Origin of the sequence: Streptomyces sp. SBT349, from assembly GCF_001083795.1 — a bacterium.
Lineage (GTDB): Bacteria > Actinomycetota > Actinomycetes > Streptomycetales > Streptomycetaceae > Streptomyces.
Window position 1 is genome coordinate 1 of sequence record NZ_LAVK01000563.1, and the last position, 2,869, is coordinate 2,869.

The window sequence follows — 2,869 nt, forward strand, 5'->3', positions numbered from 1 at the left end:
GGGAGCGCGTTCCCGTGCAGCGGGGGACGGCGGCGGCCGACGGGGAGGCGGCGGGCGGGGAGTCCGGGGAGGGGCGTTCCGGCGCGACGCGTGAACTGCTGATGGTGGTCGGGGAGTTGGTGGAACGCACCAGGGCCGCGGGGGAGTTGCGGGCGGATGTGACGGTGGCGGATCTGATGCTGGTGATAGCGACGACGCCACCGCGGTTCGAGGATCCGGCGCGCCAGACGGCGGCGGAGTCGCGGCTGCTGGAGATATTGCTTCAGGGGCTTCGCGCAAACGGGCGATGATGGGGGAATACCGCTCGGACGGGTGGTTCTGCGTGAACTCCCCTTGTGATGCGGGTGTGTTGTGGCAGCCTGACCGGTGTCGCTGACAGCTATGCACACAGGGGCTTCCGATCTATGGGCGTTGACCGGGTTGAGGGGCACGACGACGGCTCCGGCGAGTCGTTGGTGCCGCGGCAGCGCGTCCCCGACAGCGAGGCCGCGGATCTGGAGCTGGTCGAGCGGATGCGTCGGGGTGGCTCGGAGGCGTACGACGAGTTATACCGGCGCCACGCGGACGCCGTGCGCCGGTATGCGCGGACGTGCTGCCGCGACGCGGACACGGCGGACGACCTGACGAACGAGGTGTTCGCCGCGACGTTGCAGGCGGTGCGCGGGGGGACCGGGCCGCAGACGGCGGTGCGGGCGTACCTGCTGACGTCGGTGCGGCGGGTGGCGGCGGACTGGGCGCGTTCGGCCAAGCGTGAGCAACTGGTCGAGGACTTCGCGGCGTTCGCGGTGTCGGCGTCGTCGCGGCGGGCGGGGTGCGCGGACGCGCTGGACGTGGGCGCGGACGTGCGGGCGATGCACGACGCCGAGCGGTCGATGGCGGTGCGGGCGTTCAGGAGTCTGCCGGAGCGGTGGCAGACGGTGCTGTGGCACACGACGGTGGAGGAGGCGTCGCCGCGGGAGGTGGCGCCGTTGCTCGGGCTGACGCCGAACGCGACGGCGGTGCTGGCGCACCGGGCGCGGGAGGGGCTGCGGCAGGCCTATTTGCAGGAACATGTGAGCCGGACGCTGACGGAGGGCGGGGAGTGCGCGCGCTTCGCGGACCGCCTGGGCGCGTTCGCGCGGGGTGGGCTGCGGACGCGGGCGGAGCGGGGGCTGCGCAAGCACCTGGCGGAGTGCGGGCGGTGCGCGATGGCGGCGTCCGAGGTGCGCGATCTGAACGAGCACCTGCGTGTGGTGCTTCCGGTGGCCGTGATCGGCTGGTTCGCGGCGGAGTCCTCGCTCAAGGGGGCGGGGCTCTTCCTGGGGGCCGCCGGTTCCGGCACCGCCGGTTCCGCCGCGGCGGCCGGCGGTCTGGGGGGCGCCGCCTCGGAGGGGCTCGGCGCCCCGGCGAAGGCGGGCATCGTGTCGGCGGCGATGGCCGCGGTGGCGGGGGCGGCGCTGGCGTTCGCGCTGATGGGCGGGGATCCGGAGCCGGAGCCGGAGGCCGCGCCGCCCGGGGGCGAGGAGCCGGTGGAGTCGGAGCCCGCGCCGCCCGCGGACCCGCCGTCCCCGCCGCCTCCTCCCTCTCCTTCTCCCGAGCCGGTGGTGGATCCGGTGCCGTCTCCCGAGCCCGCGCCGTCTCCTTCCCCGGAGCCTGAGCCGGAGCCGGAGCCACCGCCGTCTCCCTCGCCCGAGCCCGAGCCCGAGCCGGAGCCGGAGCCGGAGCCACCGGCTCCTCCGGAGCCCGAACCGGAGCCGCCGGCCGAGGCGTTCGAACTGCGGTCGCTGGCGTACGACGTGATGGGCGACCGCAGCGGCCCGGTGGTGCGGCTGGCGGGGAGCAGCCCGGTGTGGCAGCGGGAGAGCGTGTCGGTCAACGGCCGGGAGTACGCCCACGGGATCACGGTCGGGACGTACTCGTCGGTGACGGTGGACCTGAATCGTTCCTGCGTCTCGTACGAGGCGCTGGTGGGCCTGGACGACCTGACGAGGGGGGTGGGGGCCGCGGTCTTCACCGTGTTCGGGGACGAGCGGGAGCTGTGGCGGTCCGGGGAGGTCGGCGGCAGGGACGATCCGGTGCGGGTGCGGGTGTCGCTGGAGGGCGTCGAGACCCTGCGGATCGCGGTCGCTCCCCGGGGTCCCCTGGGCCCGGTGGCCCTGGCGGACTGGGCGGAGTCGGAGATCACCTGCACGTAGCGCCGTTGGCTCGCTCGGCGCAGTCTCCGCAGTCTCCGCAGTCTCCGCAGTCGGCGCCGTGGACCGTGGACGGGCGCGGGGTGTGCCGGGCGGCCGGTGGGTGCGGGTCGGTCAGGGGCTGACGCCGCTGGTCACGGCGCGGGGGTCGTGGTGGCCCTCGGCCGTCCAGCAGGAGCCGCGGCGGGTGAGGAGGCGGCGGAGCCAGATCTCGGTGGAGACGAGCTCGGCCAGCCCGTCGAGGGGGAGCGGTTCGCCCTGGGCGGCGGCGCGGATGGCCTTGCGGACGACGCGGGCCTCGATCAGGCCCGCGTCGGCGAGGAGGGGGGCGTCGAACAGGCCGACGATGTCGCTGACATAGGACCGCAGCCCCGCCCTGACCGACTCGGCCTGGGAGGAGTGGGTGGTGGCGCCGAAGCCGGGCGGGAGCTCGCGGACGCCCGCGCCCCGGAGAACGGCGCGCAGCACGTCGGCGCGCGCCCCGGGTTGGACGCGGTGGCTCTCGGGGAGCGCCTGGCAGGCGCGGACCACCTGGTTGTCGTAGAACGGCGCGTGGAGCCGCTGGTGGCGGACCTCGGCGGCCTGTTCGAAGACGCGGTGGTCGGCGGCGTGGCGGGCGAGGACGGAGCGGGCGAGGCGTTCGCCGGGGCGGCCGGTCGCGGTGGAGCCGCGGGGGTGGGCGGCGACGGCTTCCAGCC

At 75.4% G+C, this 2,869-nt stretch carries 2 protein-coding genes and 1 pseudogene; 2 read left to right on the forward strand and 1 reads right to left on the reverse strand.

Translation table 11 applies throughout. From position 1 onward, the window contains the following. Together ADY01_RS34590 and ADY01_RS34595 are read left to right on the forward strand one after the other, a co-directional pair. Window positions 1-290 (forward strand): annotated as a pseudogene (locus ADY01_RS34590) (TetR/AcrR family transcriptional regulator); the annotation flags it as partial. Window positions 291-404: 114 nt separating this feature from the next. Further along, a complete protein-coding gene (locus tag ADY01_RS34595; RefSeq protein WP_234320537.1) occupies window positions 405-2,174 on the forward strand; it encodes a sigma-70 family RNA polymerase sigma factor in 1,770 nt (589 codons plus the stop codon). A gap of 111 nt (window positions 2,175-2,285) precedes the next feature. Here ADY01_RS34595 and ADY01_RS34600 read toward each other — a convergent pair. Next, a partial coding sequence (locus ADY01_RS34600; RefSeq protein WP_049580748.1) for an asparagine synthase-related protein occupies window positions 2,286-2,869 on the reverse strand: 584 nt, incomplete at its 5' end.